This is a genomic window from Streptomyces shinuiensis (assembly GCF_043660855.1).
In the GTDB taxonomy this organism is placed as follows: Bacteria; Actinomycetota; Actinomycetes; order Streptomycetales; family Streptomycetaceae; genus Streptomyces.
Window position 1 is genome coordinate 2,221,008 of record NZ_JBIHML010000001.1, and the last position, 19,430, is coordinate 2,240,437.

The 19,430-nt window shown below is 73.7% G+C and carries 16 protein-coding genes; 4 read left to right on the plus strand and 12 right to left on the minus strand.

Features of this window, described 5'->3' with window-relative positions:
* Nucleotides 1-10: 10 nt before the first annotated feature.
* From ACGRHY_RS09820 to ACGRHY_RS09850, 7 genes are all read right to left on the minus strand, one after another.
* Nucleotides 11-2,107 carry an ABC transporter permease subunit gene (locus tag ACGRHY_RS09820; RefSeq protein ID WP_394635009.1) on the minus strand — a complete coding sequence of 699 codons (2,097 nt, stop codon included), beginning with the start codon at nt 2,105-2,107 and terminating at the stop codon, nt 11-13.
* Entirely contained in the window at nt 2,104-3,258 is a 1,155-nt protein-coding gene (locus ACGRHY_RS09825; RefSeq protein ID WP_394635010.1) for a quaternary amine ABC transporter ATP-binding protein, read from the minus strand. The genes ACGRHY_RS09820 and ACGRHY_RS09825 overlap by 4 nt, the downstream gene beginning before the upstream one ends.
* Nucleotides 3,255-4,847, minus strand: coding sequence for a GMC family oxidoreductase (locus ACGRHY_RS09830; protein WP_394635011.1), 1,593 nt, complete (start codon nt 4,845-4,847; stop codon nt 3,255-3,257). The genes ACGRHY_RS09825 and ACGRHY_RS09830 overlap by 4 nt, the downstream gene beginning before the upstream one ends.
* Nucleotides 4,848-4,942: 95 nt before the next feature.
* Nucleotides 4,943-6,445 (minus strand): aldehyde dehydrogenase family protein, encoded by a 1,503-nt coding sequence (locus ACGRHY_RS09835; RefSeq protein ID WP_394635012.1) that lies wholly within the window; start codon nt 6,443-6,445, stop codon nt 4,943-4,945.
* A 319-nt stretch (nt 6,446-6,764) separates the two neighbouring features.
* On the minus strand, nt 6,765-7,754 hold the full coding sequence (locus ACGRHY_RS09840) for a malate dehydrogenase (RefSeq protein WP_394635013.1): 990 nt from the start codon (nt 7,752-7,754) through the stop codon (nt 6,765-6,767).
* A 266-nt stretch (nt 7,755-8,020) separates the two neighbouring features.
* Complete coding sequence (locus ACGRHY_RS09845; protein ID WP_394635014.1) at nt 8,021-8,503, minus strand: DUF3017 domain-containing protein; 483 nt, start codon at nt 8,501-8,503, stop codon at nt 8,021-8,023.
* A complete protein-coding gene (locus ACGRHY_RS09850; protein WP_394635015.1) occupies nt 8,493-9,365 on the minus strand; it encodes a bifunctional methylenetetrahydrofolate dehydrogenase/methenyltetrahydrofolate cyclohydrolase in 873 nt (290 codons plus the stop codon). Before ACGRHY_RS09850 ends, ACGRHY_RS09845 begins: the two co-directional genes overlap by 11 nt.
* Before the next feature lie 370 nt (nt 9,366-9,735).
* Between ACGRHY_RS09850 and ACGRHY_RS09855 the strand changes: the two genes are divergently transcribed.
* Together ACGRHY_RS09855 and ACGRHY_RS09860 are read left to right on the plus strand one after the other, a co-directional pair.
* The gene (locus ACGRHY_RS09855) at nt 9,736-10,398 is read left to right on the plus strand and encodes an RDD family protein (RefSeq protein ID WP_394635016.1); all 663 of its coding nucleotides are present in this window, start codon (nt 9,736-9,738) and stop codon (nt 10,396-10,398) included.
* 233 nt (nt 10,399-10,631) lie between these two features.
* Nucleotides 10,632-11,210 (plus strand): hypothetical protein, encoded by a 579-nt coding sequence (locus ACGRHY_RS09860; RefSeq protein WP_394635017.1) that lies wholly within the window; start codon nt 10,632-10,634, stop codon nt 11,208-11,210.
* 70 nt (nt 11,211-11,280) lie between these two features.
* On the opposite strand, the gene purH is transcribed toward ACGRHY_RS09860, so the two are convergent.
* Entirely contained in the window at nt 11,281-12,858 is a 1,578-nt protein-coding gene (gene purH, locus ACGRHY_RS09865; RefSeq protein WP_394635018.1) for a bifunctional phosphoribosylaminoimidazolecarboxamide formyltransferase/IMP cyclohydrolase, read from the minus strand.
* A complete protein-coding gene (purN, locus tag ACGRHY_RS09870) occupies nt 12,851-13,504 on the minus strand; it encodes a phosphoribosylglycinamide formyltransferase (protein WP_394635019.1) in 654 nt (217 codons plus the stop codon). The genes purH and purN overlap by 8 nt, the downstream gene beginning before the upstream one ends.
* A 231-nt stretch (nt 13,505-13,735) precedes the next feature.
* Between purN and ACGRHY_RS09875 the strand changes: the two genes are divergently transcribed.
* Nucleotides 13,736-14,716, plus strand: coding sequence for a hypothetical protein (locus ACGRHY_RS09875; protein ID WP_394635020.1), 981 nt, complete (start codon nt 13,736-13,738; stop codon nt 14,714-14,716).
* A gap of 59 nt (nt 14,717-14,775) precedes the next feature.
* Here ACGRHY_RS09875 and ACGRHY_RS09880 read toward each other — a convergent pair whose 3' ends face one another.
* On the minus strand, nt 14,776-16,026 hold the full coding sequence (locus tag ACGRHY_RS09880) for a cell division protein PerM (protein ID WP_394635021.1): 1,251 nt from the start codon (nt 16,024-16,026) through the stop codon (nt 14,776-14,778).
* Between the two features lie 262 nt (nt 16,027-16,288).
* Here ACGRHY_RS09880 and ACGRHY_RS09885 point away from each other — a divergent pair, with 262 nt between their 5' ends.
* Nucleotides 16,289-17,206 (plus strand): SigE family RNA polymerase sigma factor, encoded by a 918-nt coding sequence (locus ACGRHY_RS09885; protein WP_394635022.1) that lies wholly within the window; start codon nt 16,289-16,291, stop codon nt 17,204-17,206.
* A 92-nt stretch (nt 17,207-17,298) separates the two neighbouring features.
* Here ACGRHY_RS09885 and sucD read toward each other — a convergent pair whose 3' ends face one another.
* A complete protein-coding gene (sucD, locus tag ACGRHY_RS09890) occupies nt 17,299-18,183 on the minus strand; it encodes a succinate--CoA ligase subunit alpha (RefSeq protein WP_394635023.1) in 885 nt (294 codons plus the stop codon).
* A gap of 24 nt (nt 18,184-18,207) precedes the next feature.
* Nucleotides 18,208-19,380 (minus strand): ADP-forming succinate--CoA ligase subunit beta, encoded by a 1,173-nt coding sequence (sucC, locus tag ACGRHY_RS09895; protein WP_394635024.1) that lies wholly within the window; start codon nt 19,378-19,380, stop codon nt 18,208-18,210.
* Nucleotides 19,381-19,430: the final 50 nt, after the last annotated feature.

The window sequence follows — 19,430 nt, forward strand, 5'->3', positions numbered from 1 at the left end:
GGGGTCCGGGTCAGTGCCGGTCGCGGTGGGCGGCGGCGGGCTGGGTGATGCGGTCCAGGAGCACGCCGAGGCAGACGATCGCCGCGCCGGCGGTCAGGCCGATGCCCAGCTCGCTCTTCTGCAGGCCGTAGACGACGCCGTAGCCGAGCGCTCCGCCGCCCACCAGGCCGCCGATGACGACGATGGCCAGGACGAGGACGACCCCCTGGTTGACGGCCAGCAGCAGGGCGGGCCGGGCCAGCGGGAGCTGGACGTGGCGCAGTTGCTGGCCGGTGGAGGCGCCCATGGAGCGGGCGGCCTCCAGTGCGCCCGGGTCGGTCTCCCGGATGCCCTGGGCGGTGATGCGGATGACCGCGGGCAGCGCGTAGACCACGGCGGCGATGATCGCGGCGGTGCGTCCGACGTTGAACAGCGCCACCACCGGGATGAGGTAGATGAACTGCGGCATCGTCTGCATCACGTCGAGCACCGGCCGGATGGCCCGGTCCACCCAGGACACCCGGGCGGCCAGGACGCCGATCGCGACGCCCAGCAGCAGGGTGACCACCAGTGCGGCGAGCACCTGGGAGAGGGTGTTGAGCGAGGTGGGCCACAGGCCCATCACGCCGACCGCCGCCAGCGCGGCCACGGCGGTCAGTGCGGTGCGCCAGGTGCCCGTCAGCAGGGCGAGGGCGGCGGCGGCCAGGAGCAGCAGCCACCAGGGGGCACCCTGGAGTCCGTCGCGCAGCGGGTTGAGCACCCAGCGGGCGAAGTTCTCCGACCAGGTGACGGTGCCGCCGACGAGGGGGATGCCGGAGCCGAGGTTCTCGGTGATCCAGTCGACGGCGGTGTTGACCGGGCCGGAGATGCCGACGGTCCACTGCTCGGGCCACTGCCGTCCCAGGGCGGCCGAGCCGGCCACCGAGGCGGCGGCGACGAACGCCGCGGCGGCGGCCCGCACCGACCAGGCGCGCCCGCGGCTCGCGGGGGCGGAGACGTCGTCCAGGCGCGCCCCGGCGGCGGCGGTGGTGCGGTCCAGCCAGATCGCGATGAGCACGATGGCGATTCCGGGGCCGAGCGCCTGGCCGACGTCCACCCGCGACAGGGCGGTGAAGACCTCGTCGCCCAGGCCGCCCGCGCCGATGACCGAGGCGAGGACGACCATCGACAGGCACATCATGATGGTCTGGTTCAGGCCGAGCAGCATCTGCCGGCGGGCCAGCGGCAGCCGGGCGGTGAACAGCCGCTGCCAGGCGTTCGCGCCCAGCGAGGCGGAGGCCTCCAGCGCGGCCGGGTCGGCGCCGCGCAGGCCGAGCGAGGTGAGCCGGGCCATGGGCGGGGCCGCGTAGATGACGGTGGCGACCAGGGCCGAGGGCGTACCGATGCCGAAGAGCAGCACGAACGGCAGCAGGTAGGCGAACGCCGGCATCACCTGCATGGTGTCGAACACCGGGCGCAGCAGCCGCTCGCAGCGGTCGGAGAGTCCGGCGGCCAGACCGAGCAGTACGCCGGTCAGCGCGGCGGCGGCGACGGCGACGGCCATCAGCGCCAGGGTCTCCATGGCGGGTGCCCACAGGTCCAGCAGGCCGATCACGGCGAAGGCGCCCAGGGCGGTCGCGGCGGTGCGCAGGGCGCGGCGGCCGGAGTCCGCGCCGCCCGCGAACCAGGCGAGGGTGGTGGCGGCGGCCGTCACGCCCGTCCAGCCGAGCCCCTGGAGGAGGGCGAGGACGGCGTCGACGGCGGAGACCGCGTTGTTGCTGATGTGCAGCAGGAAGTACAGGAACAGCCAGTGCGACTCGCGGTTGTCGACCAGCCAGGCGTCCAGTTCGTCCAGCGGCGGGCGGACGTCGTGGGTCAGGGCGTCCGGCCAGCTTCCGCTGCCCCACGCCGAGGCGGCGACGGGGAGCGCCACGAGGGCGAGGAGGGCGAGGACGAGCAGTCTCCGGACGGCCGGCCGGCCGGGGACGAGGGCGGCCAGGCGGCGCAGGGCGCCGGGGCGGCCCGGCGGTCCCTCCCGGTCCGGGCCGGAGCCGGACGGGGTGGAGGCGGTCTTCCCGGGCTTCCGCCGGTTCTCCGGCTTCCCCGGTTCCGGGGTCCGGGCGGAGGGGGCGGGGGTGGCGGTCGTCATACGGCGGCCACCTCCCCGCCGGTGGTATGGGGGCCGCCTGCGTCCGGGGCCGGATCCGGGTCCGGCCCGGCGTCGGGGTCCAGTCCGGCGACGACGGCCAGCAGCCGGGCGTGGTCGACGACGCCGAGGGTGCGGCCGTCCTCCACCACGCGGACGTGTTCGCCGCTGCGCGCCACGGCCTCGATCGCCTCGGCGACCACCGTGCCGGGGGCGAGTGCGACGCCGGTGCCGGCCTCGCCCGCCAGGGCCGGGCGCATCGCGCGGCGCACCGAGATGACCTGCTCGCGCGGCACGTCGCGGACGAAGTCGCGCACGTAGTCGTCGGCGGGGGCGGCGACGATCTCCTCGGGGGTGCCGAGCTGGACGATCTCGCCGTCGCGCATCAGCGCGATGCGGTCGCCGATGCGCAGCGCCTCGGACAGGTCGTGGGTGATGAAGACCATCGTGCGGCCCTCCTCGCGGTGGAGCCGGATGACCTCCTCCTGCATGTCGCGGCGGATCAGCGGGTCCAGCGCGCTGAACGGCTCGTCGAACAGCAGCACCTCGGGGTCGACGGCGAGCGCGCGGGCCAGGCCGACGCGCTGCTGCTGGCCGCCGGAGAGCTGGCCGGGGCGGCGCTCGCCGAGTCCGGCGAGGCCGACCTTCTCGATCATCTCGGCGGCGCGGGCGCGGCGTTCGGCCCTGCCCACGCCCTGGATCTCCAGGCCGTAGGCGACGTTGTCGGTGACGGTGCGGTGCGGCAGCAGGCCGAAGTGCTGGAAGACCATGGCGGCGCGGGTGCGGCGCAGCTCCCGCAGCCGGGCCCGGTCCATGGCCAGGACGTCCTCGCCGTCGATGTGGAGGGTGCCGGAGGTGGGCTCGATCAGCCGGGTCAGGCAGCGCACCAGGGTGGACTTGCCGGAGCCGGACAAGCCCATGACGACGAAGACCTCGCCGCGGGCGACGTCGAAGGAGACGTCGCGGACGGCGGCGGTGCAGCCGGTGCGCTCGCGCACCTCGGCGGCGGACAGCCCGGTCAGGGAGGTGTCGCCGGGGACGCGTCCGGCCTTGGGACCGAAGACCTTCCACAGGTTCCGGACGGAGAACACCGGGTCGTCGGCCTCCGGCGTCACGGTATCCGTCGCGGACGGGGTGGCTGGGGCTGCGGTCACGCGGCACCTCCCGGTGTCGTGGTGTCGTCGGGTTCGTCGTCGGGCTCGGTGCGGTCGTCGCGGAGCAGGTCGGCGGCCTTCTCGCCGACCATCAGCACGCCGATCATGGGGTTGACGGCGGGGATGGTGGGGAAGACCGAGGCGTCGGCGATGCGGACGCCGTCCAGACCGCGGATGCGCAGGTGCGGGTCCACGACGGCCAGTTCGTCGTCGGCCGCGCCCATGCGGCAGGTGCCGGCGGGGTGGTAGACGGTGTGGGCGGCCCGGCGGGCGTACTCGCTCAGCTCCTCGTCGGACGTGATGTCCGGGCCGGGGCAGACCTCCCGCTTGAGCCAGGAGGCCAGCGGCGCGGTCGCCGCTATCTCGCGGGCGATGCGGATGCCGTCGACGAGGGTGCGGGCGTCGTGGTCCTCGGCGTCGGTGAAGTAGCGGAAGTCCAGCGCCGGTTTGACCGAGGGGTCGGCGCTGGTGAGGTGGAGCCGGCCGCGACTGCGGGGCTTGGGGATGTTGGGGGTCATCGACACGCCGTGGGCGGGGCGTTCGTAGCCCAGCCGCTCGGGGTTGTCGGTGAAGGGGATCTGGTAGAAGTGGAACATCAGGTCGGGGCCGGGGGACCGGGGGTCCCGGCGGACGAACAGGCCCGCGTCGGAGTCCATCGCCGAGTTCTCGGGGATGGGGCCGTCGGTCTCCCAGACGATGACCGACTCGGGGTGGTCCAGCAGGTTCTCGCCGACGCCCGGCAGGTCGTGGACGACCGGGATGCCCAGGGCCCGGAGGTCCGCGGCCGGTCCGACGCCGGAGTGCAGCAGCAGCCGCGGGGTGTCCACCGCGCCCGCGCACAGCACGACCTCGCGCCGGGCGGTCACCGGCGTCTCCTCGCCGTCGGCGGTGCGGACGTGGACGCCGGTGACGCGGCGGCCGCCGTCCCCGCCGAACTCCAGTCGGTAGGCCCATGTCTCCAGCCACAGCTCCAGGTTGGGCCGGTCGCCGGCCTCCATGTGGGGGTGGAGGTAGGCGACGGAGGCGGAGGAGCGCTTGTTGTCCTCCGGGTGGTAGGCGAGGTCGAAGAAGCCGGCGCCCTCGGTGAACGGTCTGGCGTTGAAGCCCTCCACCCGCGGTACGCCGAGGGCCGCCTGTGCGGCGTCGACGAAGTCGCGGGCGATGGCGTTGCGGTCCTTCTCGTCGACGGCGACGATGTTGTTGCGCAGCCGGTGGTAGTAGGGCTCCATCGCGATGGCGTTCCAGCCGCTCGCCCCGGCGTCCTCCCACTCCTGCCAGTCCGAGGGCAGCGGCTTGAAGGAGATCAGGGTGTTGTGCGAGGAGCAGCCGCCGAGCACGCGCGCGCGGCTGTGCCGGATGTGGGAGTTGCCGCGTGGCTGCTCGGTGGTGGGGTAGTCGTAGTCGAGGTCACCGCCGAGCAGGCCGAGCCAGCGGCGCAGGGTCAGTACGTCGGGGCGGTCGGCGTCGGAGGGGCCGCCCTCGATGAGGGCGACGGTGGTGCCGGGGTCCTCGGCGAGCCGGGAGGCGATCACCGAGCCGGCCGTACCGCCGCCGATCACCACGTAGTCGTAGGTGGTGTTGCTGGGCATGAAGGTGGTGCTCCTACAGGGTGTTGCGTCGGGGGTGCGCGGGAGTGGGCGGGGCGCGGAGGCGCCCGGGTGCGGGACGGCCGGCCCGGGCGCGGTCAGCCGGCGAACCAGCGCACCGGCGCGGGGCGCAGGTTCTCGTAGACGTGCTTGGTCTCGCGGTACTCGTCCAGCCCCGAGGGGCCGAGTTCGCGGCCGGTGCCGGAGCGGCCGAAGCCGCCCCACTCCGCCTGCGGCAGGTAGGGGTGGTAGTCGTTGATCCACACGGTGCCGTGGCGCAGCCGGGCGGCGACCCGGCGGGCGCGGGCGGTGTCGGCGGAGAAGACGGCGCCGGCCAGGCCGTACTCGGTGTCGTTGGCCAGGGCCACCGCCTCGTCCTCGGTGCGGAAGGTCTCCACCGTCAGGACCGGGCCGAAGACCTCCTCGCGCACCACGCGCATCGTGCGGTCGCAGCGGTCCAGGACGGTCGGCGGGTAGAAGTAGCCGGTGGCCGGGAGGGTGTCCGAGGGCTTCGGGCGCTCTCCGCCGCAGCGCACGACGGCGCCCTCGGCGATCGCGGAGGCGACGTACTCCTCGGCCTTGTCGAGCTGCCGCTGGGAGACGAGCGGGCCGCACTCGACGCCGGGCTCGGTGCCGCGGCCGAGCCGGATGCGGCGGGCGCGGCGGGCGAGTTCGGTGACGAAGCGGTCGTGGACGGACTCCTCCAGGATGAGGCGCCCGCCGGCCGAGCAGACCTGGCCGCTGTGGATGAAGGCTGCGTTGAGGGCCTGGTCGACCGCGGTGTCGAAGCCCTCCTCGGTGGCGCAGGCGTCGGCGAAGACGACGTTGGGGTTCTTGCCGCCCAGTTCCAGGGCGACCTTCTTGACCGTGGCGGCCGCGGCGGCGGCCACCTTGGTGCCGCTGGCCAGGCCGCCGGTGAAGGAGACCAGGTCCACGCCGGGGTGCTCCGAGAGCCGGGCGCCGACCGGGTCGCCCGCGCCGGTGACCAGGCCCGCCACGCCCGCGGGGAGGCCGGCCTCGGCCAGCAGCCGGATCAGGTGGACGGTGGACAGCGGGGTGACCTCGCTGGGCTTGACGACGAAGGTGTTGCCCGCGGCCAGCGCCGGGGCGATCTTCCAGCTCGCCTGGAGCAGCGGGTAGTTCCAGGGGGTGATCAGCGCGCAGACACCGACCGGTTCGTGGACGACGATGCTGTGCACGTCCGGGCTGCCCGCGTCCGCCACGCGCCCGCCGGAGCTGCTCACGGCCTGGTCGGCGAAGTACCGGAAGGCCGCGGTGACGTCGTCGACGTCGACGCGGCCCTCCTCGATGGTCTTGCCGGTGTCCATGGACTCGGTGAGCGCGATCTGCTCGCGGTCGCGCTGGAGGAGGTCGGCGGTACGTCGCAGCAGCGCCGCCCGTTCGGCGACGGGGGTGCGCGGCCAGGCGCCGGTGTCGAAGGCGCGGCGGGCGGCCTCGACGGCGGCGTCGGCATCCTCGGCGCCGCCCTCGGAGACGACCGCGAGCACCGTCGCGTCGGCGGGGTCGAGGACCTCCCTGGTTCTTCCGGAGAGGGAGGGGCGCCACTCCCCGTCGATGTGCGTGGTCTCGATTGCCGACACGTTCCGTAATGCCTTCCTCGCATGGTGCTGTTGCCGCCCGGCAGGCCGAGCGACCCGGTCCCATGCCCCATACCGAGGAATTCATTCTCTTAATCCATGGCGAGTGGCGTGCTTCACACAGGAAACCATGATCACCTGGGTTCTATGTGAATGGATTTAAGGTGATGCACGGATATGGAGGACATTGCTGGCACTACATGACGTACCCGGACGAATACGGGGAAAGGTCCGGCGCCTGCGCGCCGAAGGCCCCCGGCTCGAAAGAGCCGGGGGCCTTCGGCGCGCAGGCGTTCCGGAACGGATCCGGAGCGGTGCCGGGTCAGATGAGGCCGAGACCGCGGACGGCCTCGCGCTCCTCCTCCAGTTCCTTCACGGAGGCGTCGATGCGCGCCCGCGAGAACTCGTTGATCTCCAGGCCCTGGACGATCTCGTACTTCCCGCCGGAGCAGGTGACCGGGAAGGAGGAGATCAGACCCTCGGGGACTCCGTAGGAGCCGTCCGAGGGGATGCCCATGGAGGTCCAGTCGCCCTCCGGGGTGCCGTTGACCCAGGTGTGGACGTGGTCGATGGCGGCGTTGGCGGCGGAGGCGGCCGAGGAGGCGCCGCGGGCCTCGATGATGGCGGCGCCGCGCTTGGCGACGGTCGGGATGAAGTCCTCGGCCAGCCACTTCTCGTCGTTCACCGCCTCGGCGGCGTTCTTGCCCGCGACCTCGGCGTGGAAGACGTCCGGGTACTGGGTGGCCGAGTGGTTGCCCCAGATGGTGAGGCGGCGGATCTCCGACACCGGGGTGCCGGTCTTCTTCGCGAGCTGCGACAGGGCCCGGTTGTGGTCCAGGCGGGTCATGGCGGTGAAGCGCTCGGCCGGTACGTCCGGGGCGGCGGCCTGGGCGATCAGGGCGTTGGTGTTGGCCGGGTTGCCCACGACCAGGACCTTGACGTCGTCCGCGGCGTGGTCGTTGATGGCCTTGCCCTGCGGCTTGAAGATGCCGCCGTTGGCCTCCAGCAGGTCGCCGCGCTCCATGCCCTTGGTGCGCGGGCGTGCGCCGACCAGGAGCGCGACGCTGGCGCCGTCGAACGCCTTGTTCGGGTCGTCGGTGATCTCGATGCCGCTGAGCAGCGGGAAGGCGCAGTCGTCCAGCTCCATCGCGGTGCCCTCGGCGGCCTTGAGACCCTGCGGGATCTCCAGGAGGCGCAGCGCGACCGGCACGTCCGGGCCCAGCAGCTGACCGGAGGCGATGCGGAACAGCAGCGCGTAGCCGATCTGGCCGGCGGCGCCGGTGACGGTGACATTGACGGGAGTGCGGGTCATGGCGGTCTCCGTTTTACCTGACAGTGGCGGCTGGGTCTCCAACGTATCTCTACATCAAGAGACCTGGCGTCAGGCTATCCGACGGTCCCGCTCCGGGGGCAGCCGCCCGCCGGAGGGGGGGAACGGCGGGCGGCCGCGGGGACGTACCGCACCCGTGGGGGGTACGAGGGATCGCATGCCCCGGATTCCCGCCGTCATACCGTCCGGAATCGGCCAACTCCCGCCGTGCGCGGGCATCCGCGTCCACGGCGGCGGCTCCGGCCCGGTCAGCGGATCGTGAAGTGGACGATGTCCTCCAGGAAAGGGATCTCCAGCACGGGTTCGGGCTGCGCCATCAGCGCCAGCAGCACGATCGCCGTGCCCAGCACGCCGTACGTCACCACGTCCGTGAAGCGGGAGCGCACCGCGAGCATCCCCACCGACGGCACGGCCCAGCGCAGCACGGCGCCGGCGAGCAGGGACAGGCCGACGGTCAGCGGACCCGCGCGGAAGTGGCCGAGCGTCACCAGCAGGCCGACGGCCGTCCCGGCCAGCACGCACAGCAGCGGCCACTGCCGCGCGGGCGCGGGGGCGTCCCCGGGGGCCGCCCGCCCGCCCCCCTCGGGGCGGGCGGTGTCACGGGTGATCAGGGGGAACCGCCGGGAGGGGCGCCGACGGGCGCCGGCGCTCCCCCCGGCCGTCCCGGACTCCCCGTTCTTTCCGGACTCCTCGGCCGTTCCGGTCTCCTCGGCCCCCGTCTCAGCCGACACGGTCCGCACCCGCGGCGCGCTCCGCCGCCTCCACCACGTTGGCCAGCAGCATCGCCCGCGTCATCGGGCCGACGCCGCCCGGGTTCGGCGAGAGCCACCCGGCGACCTGCGCGACGTCCGGATGCACGTCGCCGGCGATCTTCCCCGTAACCGCGTCCCGGCTGACGCCCACGTCCAGCACGGCCGCGCCCGGCTTGATGTACTCGGGGCGGACCAGGTGCGCCGCCCCGGCCGCCGCCACCACGATGTCCGCCCGTCGCAGATGCGCTCCCAGGTCCCGGGTGCCGGTGTGGCAGAGGGTCACCGTCGCGTTCTCCGAGCGGCGGGTGAGAAGCAGTCCGATGGAGCGGCCGACGGTGATGCCACGGCCGACGACGGCCACGTCCGCCCCGTCGATCTCCACCTTGTGGCGGCGCAGCAGCTCGACGATGCCGTTGGGGGTGCACGGCAGCGGGGCCCGTTCGTTGAGCACCAGACGGCCGAGGTTCGTCGGGTGGAGCCCGTCGGCGTCCTTGGCCGGGTCCATCAGTTCCAGGACGCGGTTGGTGTCGATCCCGCGCGGCAGCGGGAGCTGCACGATGTAGCCGGTGCAGGCCGGGTCCTCGTTGAGTTCGCGGACGACCGCCTCGATGTCCTCCTGGGAGGCGGTGCCGGGCAGCTCGCGCTGGATGGAGGCGATGCCCACCTGGGCGCAGTCGCGGTGCTTGCCCGCCACGTACTTCTGGCTGCCGACGTCGTCGCCGACCAGGAGCGTGCCCAGGCCGGGCTGGATGCCGCGCGCCCTCAGGGCTTCTACACGGGCGGCGAGTTCGGTCTTGATCGCGGCTGCGGTGGCCTTGCCGTCGAGAATCTGGGCGGTCATGGGGGCCATCCTCCCGGATACGGGGGCCCGGTCTCCAATCGCGTCCGCACCCCGCGGCGCCTTCGGCACGGAGAGTGAGAAGGGTGTCGCGGAACGCCTCGCTCCCCGGGCCGGCCGGGCCGGAAGCGTTGCGGATTCGCCACGGCTCCCCGTCTTGTCTGGACAGCGTCATCCATCCCCACCAGCATGGTCGCGGGTGCCGTGCCCGCGGGGGCCGACGGGTGCGGCGCACGGGGGAGGCACGCTCTTGTACGACCCGTTCCTCACGCAGCGGAGCTGCGGGGGCGCCGCGGTGTTCCTTCGGACGTCCTCCTGGACATCCCCTCGGCCCCGACCGTCCCCGTTTCGTCCGCGCGTAAGGAATACGCTCATGAGTCACCCGCAGGACCCGTACGGCCAGCCTCCCCAGCCCGGCTACGGCCACCCGCAGCAGGGTGTGCCGCTGCAGGGCGCGTACCCCCAGTACCCCCAGTACCCGCAGTACCCGCAGCAGCCCGGCGGGGCGTACGCCTCCCACCACCCCCAGCAGCCGCCCCACGGCGGTGGCATGCCGCCGTACGCGGGCTGGGGCGCCCGGGTCGGCGCGGCCCTGCTGGACGGTCTGATCGTCGGCCTGATCCCCGGGATCCTGATGTCCGTCGGCTACGCGCAGTTCCTCGGAGCGATCATCGACGCGGCCGACAGCTGCCCCATCGGCGACGCGGTCTGCGCGCAGAACGCGGCCGAGGTGCCCGGCAGCGCCTGGCCGCTGATCGCCATCGGTGCCCTGCTCTCCCTGGCCGGCCATCTGTGGCTGATCCACAAGGAGGGCAGGACCGGGCAGACTCCGGGCAAGAAGGCTCTGAAGATCAGCGTGCTGAGGGAGGCCGACGGGCAGCCGCTCGGCTTCGGCATGGCCTTCGTGCGCAAGCTGGCGCACTTCCTGGACGGCGCGGCCTGCTACATCGGCTACCTGTGGCCGCTGTGGGACGACAAGAAGCAGACTTTCGCCGACAAGGTGGTCAAGAGCGTCGTCGTGGAGCAGCAGCGGTAGCAGTCCCGTCCGCCGGCCCCTCCTCCGTTCCGGCGCGTCCCCGCACCCGCCGGGGATGCGCGGGCCGGTACTGGGAAGGGTGGTCCTTGAGGGAGTGGCGCGGCCCGCCCGGCAGGCGCCGCGCAAGGGCGCAGGCATCGGGGACCGCACCGCGGGGGGCCGCGGTGCGGCCCCCCGACGTCCGGTCACCGCACAGACCGCCCGGAGGAACCGGAGGAACCGGAGGAAACGCCATGAGCAGCTCCGACCCGAACACCCCGAACGATCCCTATCGGAAGAACCCGTACGACCGGCCTCCCGGGGGGCAGCCGCCTCCCGAGGGGCAGCCGGGCGGGCACCACGGCCCCTACGGCGGCGGCGAGGAGCATCCGCTGGCTCCGCCGCCCGGCCCGATGGGCTTCCCCGGCGGAACGCCCGGGGCGATGCCGCGCAAGGTCAACTCGTCCCGCATGATCTTCTTCATCGCCGGCGGGCTCCAGGCCCTCTTCTCACTGCTGGCGATCGTCACCTTCGCCGCGGCCGAGGACGACCTGGAGGAGACCTACGGTGACCTGGGCGTGGGCACCGGCATCTACTACACGCTGTTCGTCTTCTTCCTGCTCCACGCGATCGTCGGCATCGTGCTGGCCGTGAAGTTCCCGCAGGGCGGAGGCGGACTGCGGATCGCGGGCGTCGTCTGGTCGGCCGTCCTGGTGCTGATCGGCCTGGCCACGCTGCCGCTCGGGCTGCTGTGGCTGGTGCTCGGCATCATCTGCATCGTGCTGCTGTCCTCCGCCGAGTCGGCGGCCTGGTTCAACCGCCCGCGCACCTGAGACCGGCACCGCCGCCCGCGTACGCCGCAGGCCGCGCCCCCGCCGGGGCGCGGCCTGACATGCGTCCACCTCAGTGGAAGAAGTGCCGGGTGCCCGTGAGGTACATCGTCACACCCGCCGCCTTCGCCGCCTCGACCACCTGCTCGTCACGGACCGAACCGCCCGGCTGGACGACCGCACGCACGCCGGCGTCCGCCAGGACCTGAAGGCCGTCGGGGAAGGGGAAGAAGGCGTCGGAGGCCGCGTGGGAGCCGCGCGCCCGCTCCTCGCCGGCACGCTGGACGGCGAGCTTGGCGGAGTCCACCCGGTTGACCTGGCCCATGCCGACGCCGACGGTGGCACCGTCCTTGGCCAGCAGGATCGCGTTGGACTTCACCGCCCGGCAGGCGCGCCAGGCGAAGGCCAGCTCGGCCAGCTCCGCCGCGTCCAGCGCCTCGCCGGTGGCCAGTGTCCAGGCGGCGGGGTCGTCGCCGTCGGCCTGGAGGCGGTCGGCGGCCTGGAGCAGCGCGCCGCCGTCGACCGGTTTGTGCTCCAGGCGTGCGGCCGGGGCCTGGGGGCAGCGCAGCACGCGGATGTTCCTCCTGCGGGCCAGCACCTGAACCGCGCCGTCCTCGTAGTCCGGCGCCACGATGACCTCGGTGAAGATCTCGGCGACCTGCTCCGCCATGGCGACGGAGACCGGGCGGTTGACGGCGATCACACCGCCGAAGGCGGACAGCGGGTCGCAGGCGTGGGCCTTGCGGTGGGCCTCGGCGACGTCCGCGCCGACGGCGATGCCGCAGGGGTTGGCGTGCTTGATGATCGCCACGCAAGGCTCGGCGTGGTCGTGGGCGGCCCGGCGCGCGGCCTCGGTGTCCGTGTAGTTGTTGTAGGACATCTCCTTGCCGTGCAGCTGCTCGGCGCCGGCCAGACCGCCGGTGCCGTCGCTGTAGAGGGCGGCGCCCTGGTGCGGGTTCTCGCCGTAGCGCAGCACGCTGGAGCGCTGGTAGGCGGTGCCGAGGAACTCGGGGAAGCCGGATTCGTCGGCCGGGGCGTAGTCGCCCGCGAACCAGGAGGCGACGGCCACGTCGTAGGCCGCGGTGTGCGCGAACGCCTCGGCGGCCAGCCGCCTGCGGGTGGCGAGGTCGAAGCCGCCGTCGGCGACGGCCTTCAGCACCTCGCCGTAGCGGCCGGGATTGACGACGACGGCGACGGACGGGTGGTTCTTGGCCGCGGCGCGGACCATCGACGGGCCGCCGATATCGATCTGCTCCACGCACTCGTCCGGGGAGGCGCCGGAGGCGACGGTCTCGCGGAAGGGGTAGAGGTTGACGACGACGAGGTCGAAGGGCTCCACGTCCAGCTCGTCGAGCTGCCGGCGGTGGTCCTCCAGCCGCAGGTCGGCCAGGATGCCGGCGTGCACACGCGGGTGGAGGGTCTTCACCCGGCCGTCCAGGCACTCGGGGAAGCCGGTCAGCTCCTCGACCCGGGTGACCTCCACGCCCGCGGCGGCGATCCGCGCGGCCGTCGAGCCGGTCGAGACGAGCTTGACGCCCGCCGCGTCCAGGCCGCGGGCCAGCTCCTCCAGGCCCGTCTTGTCGTAGACGCTGACCAGCGCACGGCGGACGGGCCGCCTGGTGGCCGCGGTGGTCTCGGAGCCTTCAGTCATGACCGAGAATGACCTTTCTTGCCTCGATGCGGTAGCCGTGGCGGGCGATGCGTCGCACCGTGTCGACGAGCAGCCGCCGCTCGACTTCCTTGATCCGCTCGTGGAGCGTGGATTCGTCGTCCTCCTCCCGCACCTCGACCACGCCCTGGGCGATGATCGGGCCGGTGTCGACGCCGTCGTCGACGAAGTGGACGGTGCACCCGGTGACCTTCACGCCGTACGCGAGCGCGTCGCGCACGCCGTGGGTGCCGGGAAAGCTGGGGAGCAGGGCGGGGTGGGTGTTGACGAAGCGCCCGCCGAACCGGGCGAGGAACTCCTTGCCCACGATCTTCATGAAACCGGCGGAGACCACCAGATCGGGCTCGTACGCCGCCACCGCCTCCGCCAGTGCGCGGTCCCAGGCATCCCGGCCGGCGTGGTCGCGCACGCGGCAGACGAAGGTGGGCAGCCCGGCGCGCTCGGCGCGCTCCAGCCCGGCGATGCCGTCGCGGTCGGCTCCGACGGCGGCGATCTCGGCGCCGAAGGCGTCCGGCCTCTCCTCGGCGACGGCGTCGAGGAGTGCCTGGAGGTTCGTGCCCGAACCCGATACGAGGACCACGACGCGGGCCGGGGAGTGGGCGGCGGAGGAACGGGAAGCGGAAGCCACGAGGAGGCTCTTCTCGGATCTCTCGATGGGACGGTGCGGCTTTGTACGGTCGTACGAATCCATGGGGCGGACGAATCCGGGGAACCCTACGAAGCGGCCGACCGTCAGCAACGATACCGGCACACCGGACGGCCCCCCCGGGACGGGGTGACGGCCGCCCGGTAGCGTCAGGGCCACACATCGGCGAACGGCCCGGGGCCGGGACGACATCTAGGGGAAGACACAGAGCACATGACGGACCGACGACGCCGCGCGGCCCCTGAGACCTCGACCGGGATTCCGACCGGCACCACCCCGGGCCCGCTCCGGCGGCGGCCTTCCTCCGGTCCGTCCCCCTCCGGCCTGCCTCTCTCCGGCCCGTCCCCCTCCCCCGGCCGGCTCTCCCGCGACCGGCTCTCCCGCGACCGGGAGAACGACAACCCCTTCGCCGCGCCGCCCGAGGGCCGCCCCGAACAGCCCTGGCGTCCGCGCGGGTCCCGGGGGCCCGACTCCTCCGGCTCGCCGGACTCCCCGCGAGGCGACGGGGACGGGGACGGCGACGGCGACGGCCGAAACGGCGACCGGCCGGAGGGCTCCTCGCCCGACTGGGGCAGCAGGTGGAGCAGCCGCCAGCCGGGCCGCCAGGGCGGCGGTTTCGGCGGTGGCGGCCGTCCGGAGCAGAGCGGCGGGCAGGGGGGCGCGCCCGGCGGTATGCGCTGGGATCCGACCGACCCCGTCCAGCGCCGGGCCCGGTACGCCCTGGTCATCGGCGGCTGGGGACTGATCTTCGCCTTCTTCGGCCTCCCCTGGCTGGCGGTGCCGCTGGGTGCGCTGGCCGTGTACTGGGGCATCGGCGCCGTCCGCGGCAAGCCGGGCACCGGCGGCGGTACGGGCTCAGGCGCGGGGACCGGCCGGGCGGCCGCCCGGCCCGAGGACGTGGCCGGTACCGACCGCTCCACCGCGCCGGAGCCCGGCGCGGGCCGGGCGCCCGCCCCCGCCGGCCCGGAGGCCGGCCGCTCGGGCCGGCCGCAGCTGGCGGCGGCGGTGACCGGGCTGGTCACCGGAATCCTCGCGCTGGTGATCATCGCGGCGCAGTTCACCGTCCAGCTCGTCTACCGCGACTACTTCGTCTGCGTCGAGGACGCCCTCACCAACTCCTCGCGCGAGGCGTGCGAGCGGCATCTGCCCGAGCAACTGCGCCCGCTGTTCGGTGAACCCGAACGCCAGGAGTGAGGCGGGGCGCGGTCGCGACGACCGCGGGAGACCGCCGGGGGCTCCGCGGCCGCCTGACATCAGTGACCGCGGACCGGGCGCAGCCGCCAGGACCGCAGGGCCAGGGCCGCCGGCACCCCCAGGACGGCCGTCCAGCCCAGCGCCGCGGCCCCGGTGAGCCGCCAGTCCGGGCCGAGGTGGGCCAGCGCCCCCGTGCCCAGCGGACCGCCCGCGCACGCGGCCAGCGCCGCCATCGCCGCACCGCAGCCGCAGGCGGCCAGCGCGGCCGCGCGGACGGTCGCCCGCCCGTCGAGCTCCGCACGGCCTCCCCTGGCGGGCACGGCCGTACGCGCCACGCACCACGCCGCGAGCAGTCCGCCCGCCAGCGGGACCGGAAGCGCCGCGGCCCAGGTCACGGGGGTGCCCGGCCCCTCGGCCGGTACGGCGGCCAGCAGCGGGAAGTCCGGCAGCGGCGGCAGGCCGGTCACGGCAGCGGGCCGCACCGCGCTGCCTCCCCCGAGCGTGAACCCGGGACCGAGGCCGTAGGCCGCGCCCCAGACGGCCGCGTTGGGTGTCAGGGCCAGGGCCAGCAGCAGGACCGCCGCCAGCCCCGGCCACGCCGGGATCGGCTGCTCCGGCGACGGGAACGCGGTCCGCTGGGCGGTGGCCACATGCCAGAGCAGGGCGCCCGCCGCCAGCAGTGCGCCCCCGGCGCACAGCGCCGCGGCCGACGCGGCGGCGCCGCGCAGGGCGGCCGACGCCCCGGCGCGTGTGAGCGCCGGCCGCTCCGTCCGCCGCCGCGTCCGGCGCAGGAGCCGCAGCGGGGCCTCGGGCAGCGGCCGTCCGAGGCCCGTCCACGTCCCCGCGGCCGCGGCGGCGGCCACCACGGCGGGCAGGCGCAGCGCGGCGCCCAGCGGATCGACCCGGATGGGGCCGGAGGCCGCGTAGACGGTGACGGCCGCCGCGACCAGCAGGTATCCGGCGGCGATCCAGCACGTGGCACGCCATGCCGCGCCGGGGCCTCCCTCGCCGGGACCCGTACCGGGGTCTTCACCGGGGACACGGGCGGGGACCGGCCCCCGGACCGCGCCGCGGGCCGTGCGGTGGAGCAGCCAGACCGGTACGGCGCACAGCAGCAGGGGCACCAGCCCGACCGGCGCGGGGGAACCGTTGAGGGTTTCGGTACGGACGAGTGGGGCACCGTGTGCCACCAGCCAGAGGCCGGCGGTGATACGCAGCGCGCCGCCGGGGCCGTCGTCGGGGTGGGGTGAGGTGATCCACAGCAGCATGACGAGGACTGCGAGTCCGCCCAGGCCCAGGCCTGCGGCCATCGCACCGTCGAGAAGACGGTCACGGGGAGGAACCGGCGCATGACGGACGAGCGCGAGGGCATGCGGGGACGGTGGGGAGGGCGACGCGTCGCGGCGGGTCATGGGGTACACGCCGACATGCTGCCAACAACGCCCGATCAGTCCCGGTAGTGGGGAAACAGTCGATGTGTCGCACACAGTACGCTATGCAGTTTTTTCATACAGTGCGGCGGTATGGCATCCATACCGCCGCAATCATGACGACCCGTAGGGGGCGGCCAGCATGACCGAGACACTCTCCATTCCCGCGCCCGCCGAGGACGCGGCCCCGGAAGCCGCCGAGCACGCGGAGCCCGCCGCCGGGCCGTCGCCGGGGCTCACGGAGGCCGCGGACCTCCCCCGTCCGGCGGTGGCGGACGGACCGGCCGAGGCGTTCGACCTGCTCTACGCGCGCCTGGCCGGGCCGCTGCTGCGCCAGACGTATCTGCTCACCGGCGACCGGACGCTGGCCGGACGGGCCGTGCGCCACGCCTTCCGGCAGGCGTGGGAGCGGTGGCCCGAGGTCGCCGTTGACCGGGATCCGGCCGGCTGGGTGCGGACGGCGGCGTACGACCACGCGCTCTCGCCCTGGCACCGGCTGGATCCCCGCCGCCGCGCGGCGCGGCGGGAAGACGCGGGGAGCGGGGCGGGAAGGACCGGTCCGGAGGGGAGCGGCGGAGGGCTGCCGCCGGAAGCGCTGCTGGACCTGCCGCCCTCCTACCGCCGCACGCTCCTCCTGCACGACGGCCTCGGGCTGGGGCTGTCGGAGACGGCCGCCGAGAGCGAGGCGAGCACCGCCGCCACGGCCGCACGGCTGATGCACGCGCGCGAGGCGCTGGCCGAGTACGTGCCCGGTCTGCGCCGTGTCGCGCCGGACCGGCGCGGGGAGATCATCCGCTCGCTGCTGGAGAAGCTGGCGGACGCCGAGTCCCTGCCCGGGCTCCCGCCCGCCCGCACGGCGCGCGACGGCAGCGAGCGGACGGTACGGCTGCGGACGGGCGCCTCGTTCGGGGCGACCACGCTGGTGGCCGCGGCGGCGCTGCTGGCGTCCCTCACCGGACCGCAGGCGCACGACTCCGCGCGGCAGGCGCCGCGGAAGGCCGGGGTCCCGGCCGTGTCCGAGTCCTCCCCGGGCGGGCAGCAGGACCGGGCGGCCGGCTGAGGACGGCCCCGGGACCCGCCGAAACGACGCCGAACGGCGCGGGCCCGCACTCCCGAGGGGTTGCGGGCCCGCGCCGTTCGGCGTCGTCCGTGTCAGCCGGCGAGCAGCTCGCGCGCCAGACGGGCGGTCTCGGACGGCGTCTTGCCGACCTTCACGCCCGCGGCCTCCAGGGCCTCCTTCTTCGCCTGGGCGGTGCCGGAGGAGCCGGAGACGATGGCACCGGCGTGGCCCATGGTCTTGCCCTCGGGGGCGGTGAAGCCCGCGACGTAGCCGACGACCGGCTTGGTGACGTTGGCCTTGATGAAGTCCGCGGCCCGCTCCTCGGCGTCGCCGCCGATCTCGCCGATCATCACGATCAGGTCGGTGTCGGGGTCGGCCTCGAACGCCTTGAGGGCGTCGATGTGAGTGGTGCCGATGATCGGGTCGCCACCGATGCCGACGCAGGTCGAGAAGCCGAGGTCGCGCAGCTCGTACATCATCTGGTACGTCAGCGTGCCGGACTTCGAGACCAGGCCGATGCGGCCCGGCTTGGTGATGTCGGCCGGGATGATGCCCGCGTTGGACTGGCCGGGGGTGATCAGGCCGGGGCAGTTCGGGCCGACGATGCGGGTCCTGTCGCCCTTGGACCCCGCGTAGGCCCAGAATTCGGCGGTGTCGTGGACGGCGATGCCCTCCGTGATCACCACGGCGAGGGGGATCCCGGCGTCGATCGCCTCGATGACCGCGCTCTTGGTGAACTTCTCCGGGACGAAGACGACGGTGACGTCGGCGCCGGTGGCCTCCATGGCCTCCTTGACCGTGCCGAAGACGGGCACCTCGGTGCCGTCGAAGTCGACGGTCGTGCCCGCCTTGCGCGGGTTGACGCCGCCGACGATGTTGGTGCCGGAGGCCAGCATGCGCCGGGTGTGCTTCTGGCCCTCGGAGCCGGTCATCCCCTGGACGATGACCTTGCTCTCCTTGGTGAGGAAGATAGCCATTGTTGTCGGTGTCCTCGTCCTTCGTTACTTCGCGGCCAGCTCGGCGGCACGCTCGGCCGCGCCGTCCATGGTGTCCACCTGCTGCACCAGCGGGTGGTTGGCGTCGTCAAGGATCTTGCGGCCCAGCTCCGCGTTGTTGCCGTCCAGGCGCACCACCAGCGGCTTGGTGACGTCCTCGCCCTTGGACTTCAGCAGCTCCAGGGCCTGCACGATGCCGTTGGCGACGGCGTCGCAGGCGGTGATGCCGCCGAAGACGTTGACGAAGACGGACTTGACGTCCGGGTCGCCGAGGATGATCTCCAGGCCGTTGGCCATGACCTCGGCGGAGGCGCCGCCGCCGATGTCGAGGAAGTTGGCGGGCTTGACGCCGCCGTGGTCCTCACCGGCGTAGGCCACGACGTCCAGGGTGCTCATGACCAGGCCCGCGCCGTTGCCGATGATGCCGACCTGGCCGTCGAGCTTGACGTAGTTCAGGCCCTTGGCCTTGGCGGCGGCCTCCAGCGGGTTGGCCGCGGCCTTGTCCTCCAGGGCGGCGTGGTCCGGCTGGCGGAACTCGGCGTTGGCGTCCAGGGACACCTTGCCGTCCAGCGCGATGATCCGGCCGTCGCCGGTCTTGACCAGCGGGTTCACCTCGACGAGGAGGGCGTCCTCCTTGACGAAGACGGTCCACAGCTTCTGCACGGCGTCGACGATTCCGTCGGCGACCTCGGCCGGGAACTCCGCGGCCTCGACGATCTCGCGGGCCTTGGCCCCGGTGACGCCCTCGACGGCGTCCACCGGGATCCTGGCCAGGGCCTCGGGCTTGGTGGCCGCGACCTCCTCGATGTCCATGCCGCCCTCGACGGACGCCATCGCGAGGAAGGTGCGGTTGGCGCGGTCCAGCAGGAAGGAGACGTAGTACTCCTCCGCGATGTCCGCGGTCTGGGCCAGCATCACCTTGTGGACGGTGTGGCCCTTGATGTCCATGCCCAGGATCTGGCGGGCCTTCTCGACGGCGTCGTCCGGGTCGGAGGCCAGCTTCACACCGCCGGCCTTGCCCCGGCCACCGGTCTTGACCTGCGCCTTGACGACCGCGCGACCGCCGAGTCGCTCGGTCACCTCGCGCGCCGCCTCGGGCGTGTCGATGACTTCACCGGCCAGCACCGGTACGTCATGCTTGGCGAAGAGATCCCTCGCCTGGTACTCGAACAGGTCCACGCGCGTCCGTCCCTAGTTGTGGTGTCGCGGTTCGTTGTCAGCGTGGGCGT